Raw genomic sequence first — 20,786 nt, 5'->3', positions numbered from 1 at the left:
TTCATGCAAAGCCCGCAGTTTAGGCCAGCGCCCCGTTTACGGCCAACATGATCCATTGACCGACGGTCAGTCGATATGTAAGATGAGAATCATTCTCATCAATGGGCCCGTCGCGGGTCGACCGCCATGTCTCGCTACCGTCGCGCCGCACTCGTCCTGGCCGCCTGTCTCGGCACCTTTCTCGCCACGCTCGACATCAGCATCGTCAACGTCGCGTTGCCGACGCTGCAGACGGCGCTCGATACCGATATCGGCGGCCTGCAGTGGGTCGTCAATGCGTACGCGCTCGCGCTGTCCGCGTTCATGCTGTCGGCCGGCCCGCTCGGCGACCGCTATGGTCACAAGCGCGTGTGGCTCGCGAGCGTGATCCTGTTCACGGCCGGTTCGATCGTCTGCGCGTGCGCGGGCAGGATCGGGCCGCTGCTGGCCGGCCGCGCGATCCAGGGGCTCGCCGGCGCGTTGCTGATTCCCGGCGCGATGCCGATCCTCACGCATGCGTTTCCCGATGCGCGCGAACGCGCCCGCGTGATCGGCGGCTGGTCGGCGTTCAGTGCGCTCGCGCTGATCCTCGGGCCGCTGCTGGGCGGCCTGCTCGTCGAGCATGGCGGATGGCAGAACATCTTCCTCGTCAACGTGCCGATCGGCATCGTGGCCGTGCTGCTCGGCGCCTGGGGCATTCCGGAGCGCCGGCATCCGGCGCATGCGGCGTTCGATCCGTTCGGGCAGGCGCTGAGCGTGGTGTGGCTCGGGTTGCTGACCTACGGGCTGATCGGCATCGGCCAAGCCGGTGCGTCGCAGGTGAAGGTGCTGGCGCCGCTGGCGGGCGCCGCGGTGGCGTTCGTCGTCTTCGTCCGGGTCGAAACGCGGGTCGAGCGGCCGCTGCTGCCGGTGTGGCTGTTTCGCGACCGGCGGCTGGTACACGCGAATCTCGCGTCGTTCATGCTCGGGTTCTCCGGGTACAGCAGCCTGTTCTTCCTGTCGCTGTTCCTGCAGCAGGCGCAGGGTCGTGCGCCCGCCACGGCGGGCTGGCAACTGATGCCGCAGTTCGTGATGACGGCGATCACGTCGATGCTGTTCGGGCGCATCGCGGCACGCATGCCGCTGCATACGCTGATGGTGGCCGGATACGGGCTGATCGGCATGATGCTCGCGGTCATGGCCGGCTTCGGTGCGACAACCCCCTACGCGGCGGTCGGCGTGGTGCTGGCGCTGCTCGGCGTCGGCATGGGGCTCGCGGTGCCGGCGACCGGCATGACCGTGATGGAACGGGCGCCGGCCGAGCGCGCGGGCATGGCGTCGGCGACGATGAACGCATTGCGCCAGACCGGGATGAGCCTGGGCATCGCGGTGCTCGGCAGCATGATGAGCGTCGGGGCGTTGCACCGGATGACGGCCGCGATGCACGCAGCGGGCGGCGCGCACGCGGATACGCTTGCGCGGCAGGCCGTGATGGAGCACGTGCTCGCGGCCGGGCGGCCCGACATGCTCGGTGCGTATCGGGATGCGATGGCGCACGGGTTTTCGCTCGCGATCCTGTGTTCCGGGATCCTCAGTATGGTGATCGCGCTGATGTTGACGATGCGACGTGAAAAGGCGCAGCAAGCGGCCGTTTCGTGCGTGACGTCTTCACGGCCGGAGCCGGAATGAGAAGGCGCGCGGGCGGGTCGCGGCGGATCGGTTCGACAGGCGTGCCTACCGCCGCCGATGCTCGACCGCGAACTTGATCAGCTCGGCCTGCCCTTCGATCTCAAGCTTGCGCTTCAGGTTGAGCCGGTGCGTCTCGACCGTGCGCACCGACAGCCCCGTCTGTTGCGCGATCTGCTTGCTCGACAGCCCCTCGGCCAGCGCGTCGAGGATGTCGCGCTCGCGCGGCGTCAACCGGTCCAGCGGCGACGCGGTCGCGCTCGCCTGGATCATGCGCGCGGCCAGCCCTTCGCTGAAGAACGTCTGCCCGGCCAGCACGGCGCCGATCGCGCGGACGATCTCGCTCGCGGGCGAATCCTTCAGCAGATAGCCGCTCGCGCCGGCACGCACCGCCTGCGTCACGTACTCGATGTTGTCGTGCATCGACAGCATCAGCACGCGAATGCCCGGAAAGCGCTCGTGGAATACGCCGGCGAGCGTGATGCCGTTCATGCCGTTCATGCCGACGTCCATCAGCGCGAGATCGGGTTCGAGCGACGCGGCGAGCGCGAGCGCCTCGTCCGCGTTGCCGGCCTCGCCGACCACCGACAGATCGGCCGCTTCGAGCCGCATCCGCAAGCCGTCGCGTACGAGCGGGTGGTCGTCGACGAGCAGCAGTCGGGCGGCGGGCCGGGCGGTATCGGGGGCGCTCATGCGTGAAAGGTCTCCTGTAATGGGGCGCGTCGTCACGCCGCGCTGCGCAGCGGCACGCGTGCGGCGACGATCGTGTGGCCCACTTGCGACGTGATCGTCAGCGTGCCGCCGAGCGCGTCGAGGCGCTCGCGCATGTTGCGCAGGCCGATGCCGCGGCGCGCGTCGGCCTGCGAGCGTTCGGCGTCGAAGCCGCAGCCGTTGTCGGCAATCGTCAGCGTGACGGTTTGCGCGCCGACGTCGAGCGTGACGGCCGCGCGCGACGCCCGCGCATGATGCACGATGTTGCTCAGCGCTTCCTGCGCGATCCGGAACAGCGCGGTGTTGACGGCTTCGGGCAAGGGCTGCGTGCCGCTGTGCGCGACCTGCGTATAGCCGATGTCGATGCCGCTCTCGGCGCCGAGCTCGCGCACGAGTTGCTCGAGCGCGGCCGCGAGGCCGAGATCGTCGAGCATCGACGGCCGCAGCGCATGCGAGATGCGCCGGACTTCGCGCAGCGTATCGCCGAGCCGCCCGACACCCGACGCGAGCGCCTGCTCGGCTTCGGGCACGCGCGACGTGCCGCGCTCGAAGCGCGCGAGCGCGGATTCGAGCATCAGCTTCGCGGACACCATCATCTGGCTGATCCCGTCGTGCAGTTCGCGGGACAGCCGCGCGCGCTCCTGCTCCTGCGATTCGACGACGCGCTGCGCGAGCTGCTTGAGTTTCGCGTCGGCGCTGCGCGACTCGCTGACGTTCAGCACCAGCGCGCACACGGCGATCGCCGCCGCGCCGGTGAGCGCGATCGCGGTGAGCCAGCTCATCGTGCGCTCGATGTTCGCGGACGCGCGCGCGTCGATGCGCTGCAGCGCGGTGTCGACGTCGTCGAGATAGATGCCGGTGCCGACCATCCAGCCCCAGCGCTCGAGCGCGACGACGTAGCCGAGCTTCGGCGCGACGCGGCCCGTCGACGGCCGCTGCCATGCGTAGCGCACGTAGCCGCCGCCCTGCGACGCCGCGCCGATCAGCTTCTGGATGGTCAGTGCGCCCTGCGGGTCGCGCATCGACCAGAAGTTGTGGCCGACGCGTTCGGGCTCGCGCGGATGCATCAGCGAATTGCCGTGCAGGTCGTACACGAAGAAATAGCCGTCCGGGCCGAAATCCATCTTCTGCAGCATCGCGAGCGCCTGCGTGCGCAGCAGCGCGTCGTCGCGCGCATTACGGCCGCTCGCGTCGTAGAGCGGCATGATCGCGCTCGTCGCGAGCTCGACGTAGTGTTTCAGCTCGACTTCCTTGCTCGACAGGTACGCGGCCTGGATCGTCGCGTGCTGCGTGCGCGCGAGCGACGTCGCCTGCTGGCGCACGCCGAAGCCGATGCCGGCGATCGCGAGCAGGAACGGCACGATGGCCAGAAGGAAGATCTTTGCCTTGAGTCTCATGGTGGTGCGAAGCGGCCGCGAACCGGCGCGGCCGTGGTGCGGCTGGCCAGGCGCGGCCAGCCAGGCGCGGCCCGGCCGGGGACGTCGGCCGCGCGGCGGCGCGGTGGCGTATCGAGCCGATATTGTCGGTGATTTTGCCTGCGGACGGCGGCGGCCCCGCCGCTGCCCGTACGCTCAGGCCCGCCGCGACTGGCGATCGTCGGGCGGCGTGGCCGCCTGCACGACGATGCGGTTGCGCCCGCCTTCCTTCGCCCGGTACAGCGCATCGTCGGCCAGCTTCAGCGCGGCCTGGATGTTGTCGTCGCGTTCGGGATAGCTGGTCGTCACGCCGATGCTCACCGTCAGCCGGCCGACCGTGCCGGCGTCGTGGCGGATGCCGAGATCGAGGACGCCCGTGCGGATCGTTTCGGCGATCGTCACCGCGCCGTCCGAGTCGATGTCCGGCAGCACCACGACGAATTCCTCGCCGCCATAGCGCGCCGCATAGTCGGCCGGGCGGCGCAGGCAGCCGGCGATGCAGTGGCCGACCGCGGCGAGGGCGTCGTCGCCGGCCTGGTGGCCCTGCGTGTCGTTGTAGCGCTTGAAGTAATCGACGTCGATGAACAGCAGCGACAGCGCATGTTGCGAGCGCGCGGCACGCCGCCATTCGCGCGCGAGCGTGACGTCGAGCATCCGGCGGTTGTCGAGGCCCGTCAGGCCGTCGGTGCGCGCGAGCGCCTGCAGCTCGGTTTCCGCGCGATGACGCTTGCGCAATTGCACGTCGAGCAGCAGCGACAGGCCGACGAAGCCGATCGCGAGCACGACCATCGCGGAGCCGATCGGGATCGCACGGTCGTACCACGCGGCGTAGGTGTCCGCTTCCGAGCGCGCGACCATGACGATCAGCGGCAGGCCGTCGAGGTGCCGGAACACGTACAGGCGTCGCACGCCGTCGATCGACGCGGTATCGGCGAAGCTCCCTTCGCTGGCGGTCATGAAATGCCGGAACGTGCTCGCGCGACTGATGTCGCGGCCGACAATCCTGGGGTCGTAGGGCTCGCGCGCGACCATCTTGCCGTCCGTGTTGATCAGGGCAACCGAGCCGCGATCGCCGAGCGACAGGCGCGAGAACAGATTCTGGAAATATTCGAGCCGGATCGACATCACGGCGACGCCGCCGAACGACCCGTCGGGCCGCGTGATTCGCCGGCTGAGCGCGATGCTCGGCGAGCCGCCGCGCAGCCGCGAATGATACGGGGGGCTCACGTACAGGCCGATCTCGGGGTGGTCGCGGGGCACGGTGAAGTACGGTTCGTTCGCGAAGTTGGCCTTGCGCGGCACGTCGCTCTTGCCGTCGACCGCGATGTCGCCCTTTGCGTCGAGCACGTAGATGCCGCCGAGGTACTTGGCCGTCGTCGCGCGGTCGAACAGCACCTGGCGGCGCAGCGGCATCGGCAGCTTGGTGACGTCGGGGTCGTTCGCGCCTTCGACGACCGCCTGCAGCGACAGCGAATAGATCTCGATGTTGCGTTCGATGTCCCACGACGCCATCAGCGCGAGATTCTGCTGCATGCTGCGCGAACGGTCGCGCGCGTCGATGCGGCCTTCGTACAGCACGATTCCGCACAGGAGCAGCAGGATCAGCGCGATCAGCAGCCCCGTATAGAAGATCAGGTGCGGCAGCAGGAACCGGCGCAGATGAGCGGCGACACGGCTCGTCAGGCCGGATTCGCTGGGCATTGCGTAGTCGGTTTCGGCCATGGTCCGTGGATCGGGGGCATCGTCGCCGGGCGGCGGGTCGATGCGATTGTTCGTATGACTACCGGTGGCGATCCGGTGCGCAGCCCTCTGCCCGTGCCAGCCTTTCGTTCAGCGGAAAAAACGGCCGCCGATTATCGACAATCGCGACCGGATAAACCCTATATTCACAGGTAAACATTGACTGCAATTCGACGATCTGACGAATTGCGCGATGCGAATTCCACGGAGTATAACGCGCGTGTTTGCGTGCGCGGAAAATGTTGCACCCTGTTGATCGGGGTCAAATTACGGTGTAATCCCGGGCTTGCCAATATCGGGCGCAGCATTGCGGCGCAAGGCTTTGCGGGGCGGCGGGGAGGTCGCGCCGACGGTTGCGGATACCGGCGGATTAATGGTGGGCCGGCGACAGGCGCCGATTATCGGTTTCAACGCCCGGGTGAACGCGAATATGAAAACGGGCAGCCGCGAGGCTGCCCGTTTCGCGAGGCCGGCGTACGGCCGGCGCCCGGCATGCGGGACGAACCCGCATGCGCAGGTTCATGCGCCGTGCTGTTGCGCCTTGAACGCGAGCCGGAACTGATGCAGCAGCGGCTCGGTATAACCGCTCGGCTGCGACGTACCTTGCAGCGCGAGCGCGCACGCGGCCTGGAACGCGGTCGACTGGTCGTAGCCGGGCGCCATCGGGCGATAGTTCGGATCGCCGGCGTTCTGCTGGTCGACGACGCGCGCCATCCGCTTGAACACGTCGAGCACGAATGCCTCGGTGATCACGCCGTGGCGCAGCCAGTTCGCGATGTGCTGGCTCGAAATGCGCAGCGTTGCGCGATCTTCCATCAGGCCGACGTCGTGGATGTCCGGCACCTTCGAGCAGCCGACGCCCTGTTCGACCCAGCGCACGACGTAGCCGAGGATGCCCTGCGCGTTGTTCTCGACCTCGCTCAGGATTTCCGCCTCGCTCCACGCGGCACGCTCGACGACCGGCACGGTCAACAGCCCTTCGAGCAGCGCGTCGCGCTCGCTGGCATACGGCGTCTTCTCGAGTTCCTGCTGGACGGCCTGCACGTCGACGAGGTGGTAGTGCAGCGCGTGCAGCGTCGCGGCGGTCGGCGACGGCACCCATGCGGTGTTCGCGCCGGCGCGCGGATGCGCGATCTTCTGCTCGAGCATCGCATGCATCAGGTCCGGCATCGCCCACATGCCCTTGCCGATCTGCGCGCGGCCGCGCAGGCCGGCCGACAGGCCCGCGAGCACGTTGTTGCGCTCGTACGACTGGATCCACGCCGACGACTTCATGTCGCCCTTGCGGATCATCGGGCCCGCTTCCATCGCGGTGTGCATCTCGTCGCCGGTGCGGTCGAGGAAGCCGGTGTTGATGAACGCCACGCGCGCGGCGGCGGCGGCGATACATGCGGCGAGGTTCACGCTGGTGCGGCGCTCCTCGTCCATGATGCCCATCTTCAGCGTGTTGCGCGGCAGGCCGTACAGATCCTCGATGCGCGCGAACAGCGTGTCGGCGAACGCGACTTCCACCGGGCCGTGCATCTTCGGCTTCACGATATAGATCGAGCCCGTGCGCGAATTGCGCTTCGCCTTCAGGTCGTGCAGCGCGCACAGCACCGTGACGACACCGTCGAGAATCCCTTCCGGAATCTCGTTGCCGTCGCGGTCGAGCACCGCGCCGTTGGTCATCAGGTGGCCGACGTTGCGCACGAACAGCAGCGAGCGGCCATGCAGCGACAGCGTGCCGCCGGCGGGCGTCGTGTACTCGCGATCGGCGTTCAGGCGGCGCGTGAAGGTCTTGCCTCCCTTCGCGACTTCCTCGACCAGCGTGCCCTGCATCAGGCCGAGCCAGTTGCGGTAGAGCTGGACCTTGTCGTCGGCGTCGACCGCCGCGACCGAATCCTCGCAGTCGATGATCGTGCTGACCGCGGCTTCGAGCACGACGTCCTTCACGTTCGCGAGATCGGCGCGGCCGATCGGCGTCGACGCGTCGATCTGGATCTCGAGGTGCAGGCCGTTGTGCTTCAGCAGGATCGCGGACGGCGCATCGGCCGTGCCCTGGTAGCCGACGAACTGCGCGGGCTGCGCGAGCGCGACGTTGCCCTGCGCGGTTTCGACCGCGAGCTGGCCGTCCTGCACGCGGTAGCGCAGCGCGTCGCGGTGCGAGCCGCTCGCGAGCGGCGCCGCGGTGTCGAGCACGTTGCGCGCGTAGTCGATCACGCGCTGGCCGCGCGTCGGGTTGTAGGCCGACGTGCGTTCGGCGCCGCCGTCTTCGGGCAGTGCGTCGGTGCCGTACAGCGCGTCGTACAGGCTGCCCCAGCGCGCGTTCGCGGCGTTCAGCGCATAGCGTGCGTTCGACAGCGGCACGACGAGCTGCGGGCCGGCCTGCGTGGCGATCTCGCTGTCGACGTTCGCGGTGGCTGCCGCGACGTTCGACGGGACCGGCACGAGGTAGCCGATTCGTTCGAGGAATGCGCGATACGCGGCATGGTCGCGAACCGGGCCGGGGTGCGCGCGATGCCACGCGTCGAGTTCCTGCTGCAGGCGGTCGCGTTCGGCGAGCAGCTCGCGGTTGCGCGGCGCGAGGTCGTGCACCAGGGCCGAGAAACCGCTCCAGAACGCGGCCTTGTCGATGCCGGTGCCCGGCAGCGCTTCGTTTTCAATGAACTGGCTCAGCGCTGGCGCGACTTGCAGTCCTGCTTGGTCGATCATCGTGAATCCTCCCGGGGAAAATGCGCGCGGTTTGGCTGGTTATTCCGCGACGCTCTGTGTACCGGCGCGGGCGATCTGCGCGTCCTGTTCGGACTTTACGCCAGACACACCGATCGCGCCTGCAATCCGGCCGCCGACCGTGACCGGCACGCCGCCTTCGAGCAAGCCCGTCAGCGGCGCGCTCAGAAACGCGGTGCGGCCACCGTTGATCATATCCTCATACGCCTTCGTCTCGCGACGGCCGAGCGCCGCCGCGCGGGCCTTGTCCTGCGCGAGGGTGCTGCTGGCCGGCGATGCGCCGTTCAATCGAGCGAACGCGAGCAGGTGGCCGCCGTCGTCGACGACGGCGATCGACACGGCCCAGCCGTGGCGTTCCGCTTCCGCGCGCGCCGCGGCGAGCATGCGCTCGGCATCGGCCAGTTCGAGTTCGGGTTTCGTTTGCATGGGTTTCCTCCGGAAGCGGCGGTCAGGTGACCAGCCGGTTGTCGACGAGCTCGATCCAGTGGCGCACGGGCGTGCGGCCCGCGCCGTTCAGATGAGTCTGGCAGCCGACGTTGGCGGTGACAATCAGGTCCGGCTGCGCCGCTTCGAGCGCATCGAGCTTGTTGTCGCGTAGTGTCGTCGCGAGGCCGGGTTGCGTCAGCGCATACGTGCCGGCCGAGCCGCAGCACAGATGGCCGTCGGCGACATTCGTCAGATCGAAGCCCAGCCGCGTCAGGATGCGCTCGACCGCACCGCCGAGGCGCTGCGCGTGCTGCAGCGTGCACGGGCAATGGACCGCGACGCGCCGTGGCGTCGCATCGGCGAGTGCGTCGAGCGGCTCGGCCGCGATCACTTCGGCCAGATCGCGCGCGAGCGCGCTGACGCGCCGCGCCTTCTCCGCATAGACGGGGTCGGAGCGCAGCAGGTCGCCGTATTCCTTCACGAACGCGCCGCAGCCGCTCGCGGTCAGCACGATCGCCTCCGCACCGGCCTCGATCGCGGGCCACCATGCGTCGATGTTGCGGCGCGCGCGGTGAAGGCCCGCATCCTGCGCGTTCAGGTGATATTCGGTCGCGCCGCAGCAGCCGGCTTCGCGCGCGGGGCTCACGCTGATGCCGAGCCGGTCGAGCACGCGCGCGGCGGCCGCATTGGTGTTCGGCGACAGCGACGGCTGCACGCAGCCCTCGAGCATCAGCACGCGCCGTGCATGACGCACGGCCGGGCGCGGCGCGGCGGCGGGCACGGCGGCCGGGATCTTGTCCCGCAGCGTGCCGGGCAGCAGCGGGCGCAGCGCGCGGCCGGCCTTCAGCAGCGCGGCGAACGTCGCCGGGCGCGGCACCACGTGACGCAACCCGGCGCGCAACAGGCGTTCGCGCGCCGGCCGTTGCACGCGCTTCTCGGCTTCCGCGCGGCCGATGTCGAGCAGCGTGTGATAGCGCACGCCGGACGGGCAGGTCGTCTCGCAGTTGCGGCACGTCAGGCAGCGGTCGAGATGCCGTTGCGTGAGTTCGCCGCACGGCTCGCCTTCGAGCAACTGCTTGATCAGGTAGATGCGGCCGCGCGGCCCGTCGAGCTCGTTGCCGAGCACCTGATAGGTCGGGCAGGTCGCATTGCAGAAGCCGCAGTGCACGCACGCGCGCAGGATCGCTTCCGCTTCGTCGGCCCGGGCGAGGGCCTTGCTTGCTTCGCTGAGATTGGTTTGCATCGGCGGGTCGGGATCGGGTTCGCGTCAGAAGTCGGCGTAGAGCCGGCCGGGATTGAAGATCGCGTGCGGGTCGAGCTGCGCCTTGAGCTGCCGGTGTACGCGCAGCAGCGCGGGCGGCAGCGGCTGGAACGGCTGAGGTGTCGTGCCCGGCGTGAAGCAGGTCGCGTGGCCGCCCCATTGCGCGGCCAGGCGCTGCACGTCGGCCGGCGCCGCGTCGCTTTTCAGCCAGCGCTGCGCGCCGCCCCAGTCGACGAGCTGCGCGCCCGGCCACGCGTCGAGCGGCGCGGCAGCCGGCACCGACACGCGCCACAGCGGGCGCGGGTCGTCGAAGAACGGCAGCGCGAGATCGCGCAGCCGCGCCCAGAATGCGTCGCCGCAGTCGTCCATCCGGTCGCCGCCGATCGTGTCGCGCGCGGCCTTCACCGAGCCGTCGCCGCCTTCGATCCGCACGCGCAGCACGCCGTTCGCTTGGCACGCACCCGCGAGCGGCAGCCCCGCGCGACGCCACGCGGCGACGCGCAGCACGGCTTCGCTTGCCGCAAGCGTCAGCGCGAGATCGCATGTCGCGCGCGGCTTCGGCAGCACCTTCAACGACACTTCGGTCACGACGCCGAGGCAACCGAAACTGCCGGCCAGCAGGCGCGACACGTCGTAGCCCGCGACGTTCTTCATCACTTCGCCGCCGAAGCGCAGATGCTTCGCGTGGCCGGTGATCACGCGGCAGCCGAGCACGAAGTCGCGCACCGCGCCGGCCCACGGACGACGCGGGCCCGACAGCGCCGCCGCGAACATGCCGCCGACGGTGGCCGTGCCGCCGAACGACGGCGGCTCGCACGGCAGCATCTGGCCGGCCGCGTCGAGCATCGCGTCCAGATCGGCGAGCGGCGTGCCCGCGCGCGCGGTGATCACGAGTTCGGTCGGGTCGTACGACACGATGCCGCGATGCGTGCGCACGTCGAGCGTGCGGCCTTCGACCGGGCGGCCGGCGAACGCCTTCGTGCCGGCGCCGCGGATGCGCAGCGGCTGGCGATCGCGGATCGCCGCGTCGACCTGCGCGACGAGCGCCGCGCTGTCGTCGATGGATTCGATGTCGCGTCGCATCAGAAGCGCTCCAGTTCGGGAAACGGCAGCTTGCCGTGATGGACGTGCATTGCGCCGAATTCGGCGCAGCGGTGCAGCGTCGGGATGTTCTTGCCGGGATTGAGCAGCCCCTGCGGATCGAATGCGGCCTTCACCGCGTGGAAGAACGTGATTTCGTCGGCGTTGAACTGCACGCACATCTGGTTGATCTTCTCGCGCCCGACACCGTGCTCGCCGGTGATGCTGCCGCCCGCCGCGACGCACAGCTCGAGGATCTTGCCGCCGAGCGCTTCCGCGCGGTCGAGCTCGCCGGGCCGGTTCGCATCGAACAGGATCAGCGGATGCATGTTGCCGTCGCCCGCGTGGAACACGTTCGCGACCGGCAGCCGGTATTCGGCGGACAGCGCGGCGATCCCTTCGAGCACGCGCGGCAGCTCGCGGCGCGGGATCGTGCCGTCCATGCAGTAGTAGTCGGGCGACATCCGGCCGACCGCCGGGAACGCGTTCTTGCGGCCGGCCCAGAAGCGCTGGCGCTCGGCTTCGTCGCGCGCGACGCGAATCTCGCTTGCGCCCGCGTCGCGCAGCAGCGCGGCGACGCGTTCGGCATCCTCGTCGACGTCGCTGGCCGCGCCGTCGAGCTCGCACAGCAGGATCGCCTGCGCGTCGACCGGATAGCCCGCGTGGATGAAGTCCTCGGCCGCGCGGATCGCGAGGTTGTCCATCATCTCGAGGCCGCCGGGGATCACGCCCGCGCCGATGATCCGCGCGACCGCGGCGCCCGCCTCGGCGACGTCGTCGAAGCTCGCCATCAGCACCTTCACGCTCGGCGGCTTCGGCAACAGCTTCACCGTCACCTCGGTGACGATGCCGAGCATCCCTTCGGAGCCGGTGAACAGCGCGAGCAGGTCGAAGCCCGGTGCATCGAGCGCGTCGGCGCCGAGCGTGAGCGTGTCGCCGTCGATCGTCAGGATCTCGACCTTCAGGATGTTGTGCACCGTGAGCCCGTATTTCAGGCAGTGGACGCCGCCCGCGTTCTCGGCGACGTTGCCGCCGATCGAGCACGCAATCTGCGACGACGGATCGGGCGCGTAGTAGAGGCCGTGCGGCGCGGCGGCCTGCGAGATCGCGAGATTGCGCACGCCGGGCTGCACGCGCGCGATGCCGGCATCGGGGTCGATGTCGAGGATCCGGTTGAACTTCGCCATCACCAGCAGGATGCCTTTTTCGAGCGGCATCGCGCCGCCCGACAATCCGGTGCCCGCGCCGCGCGCGACGACCGGCACGCCGTGCGCGGCCGCGACGCGCAACACCGCGCGCACCTGGTCGACCGTGTCGGGTAGCACGACCGCGAGCGGCACCGTGCGGTACGCGGCCAGCCCGTCGCATTCGAACGGCTTGAGCGCCTCGCGTTCGTGCAGCACGTCGAGGCCGGGCGCCGCCGCGTGCAGCGCGGCGACGAGGGTGGCGCGGTCGACGGTCGCCAGCGGCCCGTCGATCCGTTCGTCGTAGATGAAACTCATTGGTTCGTCTCCACCATGCGGGCGGCCGCGCGAGGCGCGACACGCCGGAAGGACAGGATTCTTGGCGGCCCGCGCGGGCATGTCCAGACGTCGCGAAGGTGGTCATACCAGTTTTTGATAAGCGATCGATTCTGCGTTCTTGAATGATCGGCAAAACCCAACGACAACAAGGCTTTGTGCGAAAATCGGCGTCATCTGTCCAAAGTGGTCATACCAGTATGGAAATGCAGGAGCGGGAAGGGCCGGCGCGACGCGTGGCCGACGTCGTCGCCGAGCGGATCGAGCAGTTGATCGTCGACGGCGTGCTGAAGGCCGGGCAGGCGCTGCCGTCGGAGCGGCGGCTGACCGAGAAGCTCGGCGTGTCGCGCACGGCCGTGCGCGAAGGCATGAAGCTGCTGCACGCGCGCGGGATCATCGATACGACGCACGGCAAGGGTTCGTTCGTCGCGAGCCTGACCCCGCAGCGTGCGATCACGCCGATGATGCATCTGCTCGGCTCGCAGCCGCGTACGCTGTACGACCTGTTCGAGGTGCGCGGAATGCTCGAGGCCGAGGCCGCGCGGCTCGCGGCGCTGCGCGGCACGCCGGCCGATTTCATCCTGATCCGGCGCCGCTACGAGGAAATGACGGCGGCCGACGCGCAGGATCTCGATCCCGCCGCGCGCGCGAAACTCGACCACGCGTTTCATCTTGCGATCTGCGAGGCGTCGCACAACCCCGTGCTCGTCAATACGCTGCAGTCGCTGACCGACCTGCTGCTCAGCTCGGTGTTCGCGTCGGTGAACAACCTCTATCACCGCGAACCGCTGAAAAAGCAGATCGACCGTCAGCACGCGCGGCTCTACAACGCGGTCACGGGGCGGCTGCCCGACCAGGCGCGCAAGGCCGCGAGCGAACATATCCGTCAGTGCGTAGACTATCTGCGCGAGATCGAGCAGGAGGAGCAGCGGCTCGTGCGTTCGACGTTGCGGCTCGAAGGGTGGACGTAAACGGCCGGGGTTCGCCGGCACGTTGATGTAAATCACGCCTGGTGCGCTGTCGCTGCGGCCTCACGATCGAATATGTCACAATGTGATCTATTCGGTGCGCGGCTTGGCATCGCTCGTGCACGTGGATGCAACACGTACGGCGTACCGTCGAGCGTGATACGCCACCGATCCCGCTTCTGACAGGAGGATGCTGCATGTCGATTCCGACGCGTGGCGACGGGCACGACGCCCGCGCCGTCCAGATCCTGCATCGCCCCGTCTGCGACCTGCTCGGCTGTACCTGGCCGATCGTGCTCGCGGGCATGGGCGGTGTCGCGCGCGCGGAGCTCGCGAGCGCCGTGAGCGCGGCCGGCGGGTTCGGCTTTCTCGGCATGGTGCGCGAGCCGGTTGCGCTGATCCGCAGCGAAGTGCAGCGAGTGCGCGCGGCGACCGATCGCCCGTTCGGCATCAATCTGATTCCCGCGTCGACGCCGCCCGATCTGCTCGATGCCCAGCTCGACGCATGCGTCGAGCTGGGCGTGCCCGTCGTCGCGCTGTTCTGGGACGTGATGCCGGCCGTCGTGCGGCGCCTGCGCGACGCGGGCGTGTGCGTGGTGCATCAGGTCGGCTCGCTCGACGATGCGCGCGCGGCCGAAGCGGCCGGGGCGCAGGCATTGATCGTGCAGGGGCGCGAGGCGGGCGGCCATGTCCGCGGCGACCGGCCGCTTGCCGCGTTGCTGCCCGACGTGATCGGTGCCGCGAACGTGCCGGTACTCGCGGCGGGCGGGATCGTCGACGGTGCGGGCGTGGCGGCCGCGATGGCGCTCGGCGCGCAGGGCGCGGTGATGGGCACGGCCTTCATCGCGACCCACGAATCGTTCGCGCATGCGTATCACAAGCAGCGCATCGTCGAGGCGCACGAAGGCGACACGCTGCTGACCGACATCTTCCACACCAACTGGCCCCGCGGCGCGAGGGTGCGCGTGCTGCCGTCGAGCGTGACGCGCGGCGAACGCGGCGATCCGTTCGGCGACGCGCGGACCGTGATCGGCGACGAGGAAGGGCGGCCGATCTATCTGTTCAGCACCGATTCGCCGCTGCGCACGATGACCGGCGATGTCGAGGCGATGGCGCTGTATGCGGGCACGGGCGCGGGGCGGATCGAGGCGGTCGAGATGGCCGGCGACGTGTTGCAGCGGATCGTCGCCGGCGCGGCCGCGATACTCGACAAAGGCGGCACGGCGACGCTGGCCGGCGCCGTCGACGAGCGCGAACACGAGCGCCGCGCCGCGTTGCTGGCTACGCTCGACGAATTGCTGGAAGCCGAGCGCGCGGGTGCGCGCGTCGCGTCCGAGACGGCGACCGAGGTGACCGACGATCCCGAGCTGCATCGGCTGATCGCCCATATCCGCCAGGACGAGGCGCACTGGTGCAGCGTGCTCGTCGACGCGATCCGGTCGCTCGACGCGGTGCCGACGCGCGCGACCGGCGCGTTCTACGAGAAGGCGATGGCGATCGACGATCTGGCGGAGCGGATGGCGTTCCTGAATCGCGGCCAACGCTGGGTCGTGCGCAAGCTGCAGACCTTGCTGCCGACGCTCGCCGATCCGGACATTCACCATGCGCTGTCGTTGATGCTGGTCGCGCACGAGAAGAATATCGGGGCGGTGGACGTGCGGCTGCGCGGCGGCGCGGGCGGGGCGCAACCGGCGCGGTAACCGCTAGAATTGCGGTTTTCGCCCGGAATACGTCCATGTCTTTTGCCTCGCTTGGCCTGATCGAGCCGTTGCTGCGTAACCTGCAGGGCCTCAATTACCAGACACCCACGCCGGTGCAGGCCAAGGCGATTCCCGCCGTGCTCGGCGGCAAGGACGTGATGGCCGCGGCCCAGACCGGCACCGGCAAGACGGCCGGTTTTGCGCTGCCGCTGTTGCAACGGCTGGTGCAACACGGCCCGGCGGTATCCAGCAACCGCGCGCGCGTGCTGGTGCTGGTGCCCACGCGCGAACTGGCCGAACAGGTGCTGCAAAGCTTCGTCGAATACGGCAAAGGCCTCGATCTGCGGTTTCTGGCCGCCTACGGCGGGGTGAGCATCAATCCTCAGATGATGAAGCTGCGCAAGGGCGTCGACGTGCTCGTGGCGACGCCGGGCCGCTTGCTCGACCTCAATCGCCAGAACGCGGTGCAGTTCGATCAGGTGCAGACGCTGGTGCTCGACGAAGCCGACCGCATGCTCGATCTCGGCTTCGCGCGCGAACTCGACGCGGTCTTTGCCGCGTTGCCCGCCAAGCGCCAGACATTGCTGTTCTCCGCCACGTTCTCCGACGAGATCCGCACGATGGCGGCGGGCATTCTGCGCAACCCGGTCGATATCAGCGTCAGCCCGCCCAACGCCACGGCCAGCAAGATCAAGCAGTGGGTGGTGACGGTCGACAAGCGGAACAAGCCGGACCTGTTCATGCATCTGGTGGCGCAAAACAAGTGGGAGCACGCGCTGGTGTTCGTCAAGACCCGCAATGGCGTCGATTATCTGGCGGTGATGCTGGAGAAAGCCGGCTATGCGGTCGACACGATCCACGGCGACAAGCCGCAACCCGCGCGTTTGCGGGCGCTGGAGCGTTTCAAGGCGGGCGAAGTGCAGATGCTGGTCGCCACCGATGTGGCGGCGCGCGGACTGGATATCGACGATCTGCCGCTCGTGATCAACGTCGATCTGCCGATCGTCGCGCAAGACTATGTGCACCGTATCGGCCGCACCGGCCGCGCGGGCGCCAGCGGCGTGGCGGTATCCCTGGTATGCGCCGATGAAGCGCCGCAACTGGCCGCGATCGAAGCGCTGATCCGGCAGACGCTGCGGCGCGAAGAAGAGCCGGGTTTCGAAGCCGAGCATCGCGTGCCGGAAACCAGCGCGACGGGCCAGATCATCAAGAAACCGAAAAAGCCGAAGAAGCCCAAGGTGCCGCAAGCCGCGCCGGTCGCGAGGCAAACGCCGGGCAAGAAGCCGCATACGCCGAGCAACGACGGCAGGCGCAAGCCGGGGGCGCAGCATGCGACGGCCGCCGGTGCCGGTAAAGGTCCGGACTACACCATCGGCAGCCCGTTCAGCGTGCAGAAGCCGCGCAGCAAGCCAGCCGGGAAGACGGGGGCGGCGAAGCCCGCCGGGAAATCCGCCGGTGGGCGCGGCAAACCGGGCAAACCGTCCAGGTAGGCCGAATCTTCCTGTCCGGGGTGCCGAGACGATTGAATCGTCCGATGCAGTGGACGAATACGGGTGGCTGGAAGCAGCGCGGCCGGTTTTTTCGTTGCCGACCTGAAACCGGCCGCGACCCGGCCTTCCCGGCGTGACCGACGATGTGCGATGACTGAAGTGAGAGAGGGAATGACGACGACATTCGACGAGGCGACAACGGCGGCGATCGCCGCGTTTGCCCAACTGGATTTGTACACGGCCGTGCAAGCAATGCGCGCCGAGGCCGATTATGACCACGAGCGGGATCAGTGGATCACGCGCTATATCGACGAGCACGGCGGCGGCGTGGACGATGCCGAGTACGACGCCTTGCATGCTCAGGCGCAGGCAACGCCGGAATACGCGCACTTCATCGATGGGGTTCGCCAAGAAATCCTCGAATACTTCGGCGTGACCGACGATCAACTGGACTGCATGATCGTGCTGCGCGAGGACGACAGCGATGCGCTGTGGGCGGAGGTCAACCGCCAGCGGAGCGCGCTGGGAACCGGTGAAGTGCGCGGCGATCTCTGACAGGCCCGTCATTCGCCGGTACTGTAGGTGGGTCATTCGAGCATGTCGATTCCACCCGGGTATCGGATGCTCGCCTATCGGTCTTCTCGCGCAAGTCGCAGCAAGACGTCGGCGAGGGCCCGAATTTTCGGTTGTGCCGCACGTTGGGGCGGATAGACGACGAAGTACGAAAGGCCGTCTCGAGCCACGTCCTCGAACGGCATCACCAGCGATCCGGCGCGGAGCCGGTCTCTTGCCATTCGCGGGTCGCCGATTGCAACGCCGTGTCCTTCCATCGATGCCGCGAGCGTCAATTCGAGGGTATCGAATACGAGTCCGCGTCCCGCATCGACCTGGCGTGCCCCGACATGATCGAGCCAGCACCTCCATTCCGCGTGGCTGGGCCCGGGATGGAGCAATTCGACCTGCGCAAGGTCGGCAACGGATCGCAGTGAGGTTGCCAAGGCGGGCGCGCACATCGGCGTGAGCATCTCGGCAAACAGCGGGATCGCCTCCATACCGGTCCATTGTCCCGTGCCGCGCACGACGACGGCATCGACGTCGGACGTCGTGAAATCCGGCGTGTCGTCCGCGGATGTCGAGATACGAAGCTCCGTTCCGCTCATCGCGCGCTGGATGTCCGGCAGCCGCGGGAGCAGCCAGCGAACGGCGAACGTGGAAGGCAACTTCAACGTGAGCACCGAGGTCGCCCGTGCATGGACGTCCGCGTGCCGAACCAATTGCGTGAGCACGTTGACCGCGACCGTCAGCAGTGCATTCCCTTCCGCCGTCAACGTCAGCCCCGATACGTGGCGCACGAAGAGTGCGCATCGGTAATGCGTTTCCAGCTGCTGTATCTGGCGGCTGACCGCACCTTGCGTCCGGCATAGGTGGTCCGCCGCCTTGCTGACGCTGCCCAGCTGCGCCGCGGCGACGAACGACTGAATCGCCGCCAACGGCGGGAGCGGCCGCGTCAGGTCGGCCAGCGGATATGCATGCGCCGCATACCCGGATTGCAAATTTTTCGATTGTTCGGTCATCGGGGCGTCGCTATCGTGCGTCTACCGGATGCCCTGTTCTTGCGAGTGAACGGGGTCGTCAACGAATGATCGGAGGATAGTCTTGGGCTCAACGTCGGGATCACTATATACGCAACAGGTTCGCGCCTACCTTCGGGAACTGGAGCGAGGCGATGTCGGCGCCATCTGCGCGCTATTTACGCCGGACGCGCGGATTTTCTCGCCCTTTCTCGGCTGGATGCAGCCTGAGCCCTTCTTTTCGAAGGTCGCTGCCGCGTCGGGAGAAAGCAGGATTACGCCGATCGATATCTGCGTCAGCACGAGTGGCGCTCGCCGTGCGACCGGTTACTTCATCTACGACTGGGGCCTGAAAGACGGCTCGGCGGCGCGCTTCGAGTGCGTCGACGTATTCGAGTTCGACGTCGCGGGGCTCATCGAACGAATGATCATCGTCTACGACACCCATCCGATTCGCAGTACGGTCGGCGACAAGTACGCGTAGCCGAATCGATGTCGAGCAAAGTCGCGCCCAGACGTCCAGGCGCGTCGAAACCGGCAGTCAGCTGCGCGTTTAATCGGTTGGCGGCATTGGAGCCTGGATGGCGGGCCAAGGTCGCCAACCGACATCGCCCCAATCTGCAAAGCATGAAAAAAGCCCGCCGAAGCGGGCAACCTCACGATGCGGAGGGGGAGATTCGAAACGCGAGCGGCGCGCGTTCAGCCTTTCGTCGCGCCGAACGTGAGCCCCGCGACGAAATGCTTCTGCATTGCGAAGAACATCGCGACCGACGGCAGCGCGGCGAGAATCGACCCGGCCGAGACGAGGTTCCAGGAAGTCGTCCATTGCCCTTTCAGCGCGGCGACGCCCGCCGTGATCGGCGCCGCCTCGTCGCCTTGCGTAAGGCACAGCGCCCAGAAGTAATCGTTCCACACGAACGTGAACACGAGAATCGCGAGCGCGGCCAGCGCCGGCCGGATCAGCGGCAGCACGATCCGCCAGAACACCGTCCATTCGCCCGCGCCTTCGATGCGCGCCGCCTCGATCAGCTCGAACGGCAGCTGCTTGATGAAGTTGCGCAGGAACAGCGTGCAGAACCCCGTCTGAAATGCGACGTGAAACAGGATCAGCGCTTCGACGGTATTGAACACGCCGAGCCGCAGCGACAGGTCGCGCACCGGAATCATCAGCACCTGCACCGGCACGAAGTTGCCGGCGACGAACGTGCCGAACAGCGCGGTATTGCCGCGAAACCGGTAGGTCGCGAGCGCGAAGCCGGCCATCGCCGCGAGCGCGATCGAGCCGATGACCGACGGCACGGTGATCTGCACGCTGTTCCAGAAGTAATGCAGCATCGGCGACGTGGTCAGCGCATCGCGATAGTTCTCGATCATCGCGAAGCGGCGCGGCCAGCCCCAGTAGTGACCTTCGACGAGTTCCTCCGTCGAGCGCACCGACGTGACGAACACCGCGATCATCGGCAGCAGCCAGATCACGAGCGCGACGGGCAGCGACAGCTTGTACAGCCGGCGCGATACCGGCTTCCAGTGGGCAACGGGTGTCGGAAACATGATGAGTGGGCTCCCGAAAGGTCACTGCTCGTTGCGCAGCATGCGGCGCAACTGGAACACGATGTAGACGAGCATGATCGCGAACAGCACGACCGCGATCGACGCGGAATAGCCGAGCCGGTAGTACTTGATCGCCTGGTCGTACATGTAATACGCAAGCACGGTCGAGCTTTCGAACGGGCCGCCGCCCGTCATCACCGAGATCAGGTCGAAGCTGCGCAGCGCGCCGATCACGGTGACGACGATCGCCATGAAGGTGGTTGGCCGCAGTTGCGGCAGCACGACGTGCCACAGCAGCGCGAAGCCGCGCGCGCCTTCCATCCGCGCGGCTTCGATCTGTTCCGGGTTGATCGACGTGAGGCCGGTCAGGTACAGGATCATGCAGTACGCCGTCTGCGGCCACAGCGCCGCGAACACCACGCCGAGCGTCGCATAGCGTGCGTCGCCGAGCACCGGGATGCCGTGCCCGGCGATGAGCGCGAGCAGCCCGAAAGTCGGATCGTAGAACCACGAGAAGATCAGCCCGACGACCACGCCCGACAGCACGAACGGCGCGAAGAACAGCGACTTCACGAGCCGGATGCCGCCGACCGCCTGGTTCAGGTACAGCGCGAGCGCGAGGCCGAGCGGCGGTGCGAGCATGAACAGCACGAGCCAGATCACGTTGTTGCGCAGCGCGGTGTAGAACGTCGGCGCCTGCAGCAGCTCCGCGTAGTTCGCGAGCCCGACGAAGGTGCGCTCGGTCATCCCGTCCCAGTTGTACAGGCTCAGCCACAACGTCGACAGGATCGGCCAGATCACATAAATGGCAACCATTGCGCAGGCCGGCGCGAGAAACAGCCACGCGGCGCGCCGTTGCCGCCGCACGGCGGGCGACGGCCGGCGCGCGGGCAACGCGGTGGCGGACGGGCCGCGCGGCGGCGGTGCGGTGCCGGCGGGCGGGGTGGACGTGATCGGACTGGACACGGCAAGCCTCCTGAACGGACACGGCGGCGCG

At 68.1% G+C, this 20,786-nt stretch carries 17 protein-coding genes; 6 read left to right on the top strand and 11 right to left on the bottom strand.

The genetic code is table 11. From position 1 onward, the window contains the following. Positions 1 to 126 precede the first annotated feature (126 nt). Positions 127 to 1,647 carry an MFS transporter gene (locus H0X90_RS14385; protein ID WP_077189856.1) on the top strand — a complete coding sequence of 507 codons (1,521 nt, stop codon included), beginning with the start codon at positions 127 to 129 and terminating at the stop codon, positions 1,645 to 1,647. Positions 1,648 to 1,692: 45 nt separating this feature from the next. Here H0X90_RS14385 and H0X90_RS14380 read toward each other — a convergent pair whose 3' ends face one another. From H0X90_RS14380 to glcD, 8 genes are all read right to left on the bottom strand, one after another. Next, positions 1,693 to 2,337 (bottom strand): response regulator transcription factor, encoded by a 645-nt coding sequence (locus tag H0X90_RS14380; RefSeq protein ID WP_006485936.1) that lies wholly within the window; start codon positions 2,335 to 2,337, stop codon positions 1,693 to 1,695. 32 nt (positions 2,338 to 2,369) lie between these two features. Next, positions 2,370 to 3,752 carry a cache domain-containing protein gene (locus H0X90_RS14375; protein ID WP_006496242.1) on the bottom strand — a complete coding sequence of 461 codons (1,383 nt, stop codon included), beginning with the start codon at positions 3,750 to 3,752 and terminating at the stop codon, positions 2,370 to 2,372. 174 nt (positions 3,753 to 3,926) lie between these two features. Beyond that, positions 3,927 to 5,492: a sensor domain-containing diguanylate cyclase gene (locus H0X90_RS14370; RefSeq protein WP_059722224.1), complete on the bottom strand. Its 1,566-nt coding sequence runs from the start codon at positions 5,490 to 5,492 to the stop codon at positions 3,927 to 3,929. Positions 5,493 to 6,029: 537 nt separating this feature from the next. Beyond that, on the bottom strand, positions 6,030 to 8,204 hold the full coding sequence (locus tag H0X90_RS14365; protein WP_077189857.1) for a malate synthase G: 2,175 nt from the start codon (positions 8,202 to 8,204) through the stop codon (positions 6,030 to 6,032). Between the two features lie 39 nt (positions 8,205 to 8,243). After that, complete coding sequence (locus H0X90_RS14360) at positions 8,244 to 8,648, bottom strand: heme-binding protein (protein ID WP_006481612.1); 405 nt, start codon at positions 8,646 to 8,648, stop codon at positions 8,244 to 8,246. 22 nt (positions 8,649 to 8,670) lie between these two features. Continuing rightward, positions 8,671 to 9,891, bottom strand: coding sequence for a glycolate oxidase subunit GlcF (gene glcF / locus H0X90_RS14355; protein WP_077189858.1), 1,221 nt, complete (start codon positions 9,889 to 9,891; stop codon positions 8,671 to 8,673). 24 nt (positions 9,892 to 9,915) lie between these two features. Beyond that, positions 9,916 to 10,992: a glycolate oxidase subunit GlcE gene (gene glcE, locus H0X90_RS14350; RefSeq protein WP_077189859.1), complete on the bottom strand. Its 1,077-nt coding sequence runs from the start codon at positions 10,990 to 10,992 to the stop codon at positions 9,916 to 9,918. Further along, entirely contained in the window at positions 10,992 to 12,491 is a 1,500-nt protein-coding gene (gene glcD / locus H0X90_RS14345) for a glycolate oxidase subunit GlcD (RefSeq protein WP_006483541.1), read from the bottom strand. The genes glcE and glcD overlap by 1 nt, the downstream gene beginning before the upstream one ends. 218 nt (positions 12,492 to 12,709) lie before the next feature. Here glcD and glcC point away from each other — a divergent pair, with 218 nt between their 5' ends. From glcC to H0X90_RS14325, 4 genes are all read left to right on the top strand, one after another. Continuing rightward, on the top strand, positions 12,710 to 13,480 hold the full coding sequence (gene glcC, locus H0X90_RS14340; protein WP_006483542.1) for a transcriptional regulator GlcC: 771 nt from the start codon (positions 12,710 to 12,712) through the stop codon (positions 13,478 to 13,480). Positions 13,481 to 13,674: 194 nt separating this feature from the next. Next, a complete protein-coding gene (locus tag H0X90_RS14335; RefSeq protein WP_077199960.1) occupies positions 13,675 to 15,177 on the top strand; it encodes a nitronate monooxygenase in 1,503 nt (500 codons plus the stop codon). Positions 15,178 to 15,212: 35 nt separating this feature from the next. Then, positions 15,213 to 16,667, top strand: a complete 1,455-nt coding sequence (locus tag H0X90_RS14330) for a DEAD/DEAH box helicase (protein WP_059722219.1) — start codon at positions 15,213 to 15,215, stop codon at positions 16,665 to 16,667. 171 nt (positions 16,668 to 16,838) lie between these two features. Further along, the gene (locus tag H0X90_RS14325) at positions 16,839 to 17,222 is read left to right on the top strand and encodes a hypothetical protein (RefSeq protein WP_006493972.1); all 384 of its coding nucleotides are present in this window, start codon (positions 16,839 to 16,841) and stop codon (positions 17,220 to 17,222) included. Between the two features lie 74 nt (positions 17,223 to 17,296). On the opposite strand, the gene H0X90_RS14320 is transcribed toward H0X90_RS14325, so the two are convergent. Further along, on the bottom strand, positions 17,297 to 18,241 hold the full coding sequence (locus H0X90_RS14320) for a LysR substrate-binding domain-containing protein (RefSeq protein ID WP_060211071.1): 945 nt from the start codon (positions 18,239 to 18,241) through the stop codon (positions 17,297 to 17,299). Positions 18,242 to 18,323: 82 nt separating this feature from the next. Between H0X90_RS14320 and H0X90_RS14315 the strand changes: the two genes are divergently transcribed. After that, the gene (locus tag H0X90_RS14315) at positions 18,324 to 18,722 is read left to right on the top strand and encodes a nuclear transport factor 2 family protein (protein WP_171983974.1); all 399 of its coding nucleotides are present in this window, start codon (positions 18,324 to 18,326) and stop codon (positions 18,720 to 18,722) included. Between the two features lie 215 nt (positions 18,723 to 18,937). Here H0X90_RS14315 and H0X90_RS14310 read toward each other — a convergent pair whose 3' ends face one another. Together H0X90_RS14310 and H0X90_RS14305 are read right to left on the bottom strand one after the other, a co-directional pair. Further along, positions 18,938 to 19,789 carry a carbohydrate ABC transporter permease gene (locus tag H0X90_RS14310; protein ID WP_006482683.1) on the bottom strand — a complete coding sequence of 284 codons (852 nt, stop codon included), beginning with the start codon at positions 19,787 to 19,789 and terminating at the stop codon, positions 18,938 to 18,940. 21 nt (positions 19,790 to 19,810) lie between these two features. Then, positions 19,811 to 20,755 carry a carbohydrate ABC transporter permease gene (locus tag H0X90_RS14305; protein WP_077189861.1) on the bottom strand — a complete coding sequence of 315 codons (945 nt, stop codon included), beginning with the start codon at positions 20,753 to 20,755 and terminating at the stop codon, positions 19,811 to 19,813. Between the last annotated feature and the right edge of the window lie 31 nt (positions 20,756 to 20,786).

The sequence above is a fragment of the Burkholderia sp. 9775_39 genome, from assembly GCF_015712225.1.
Taxonomy (GTDB): Bacteria; Pseudomonadota; Gammaproteobacteria; order Burkholderiales; family Burkholderiaceae; genus Burkholderia; species Burkholderia cenocepacia.
This window is presented reverse-complemented; position numbering and strand designations above follow the sequence as displayed.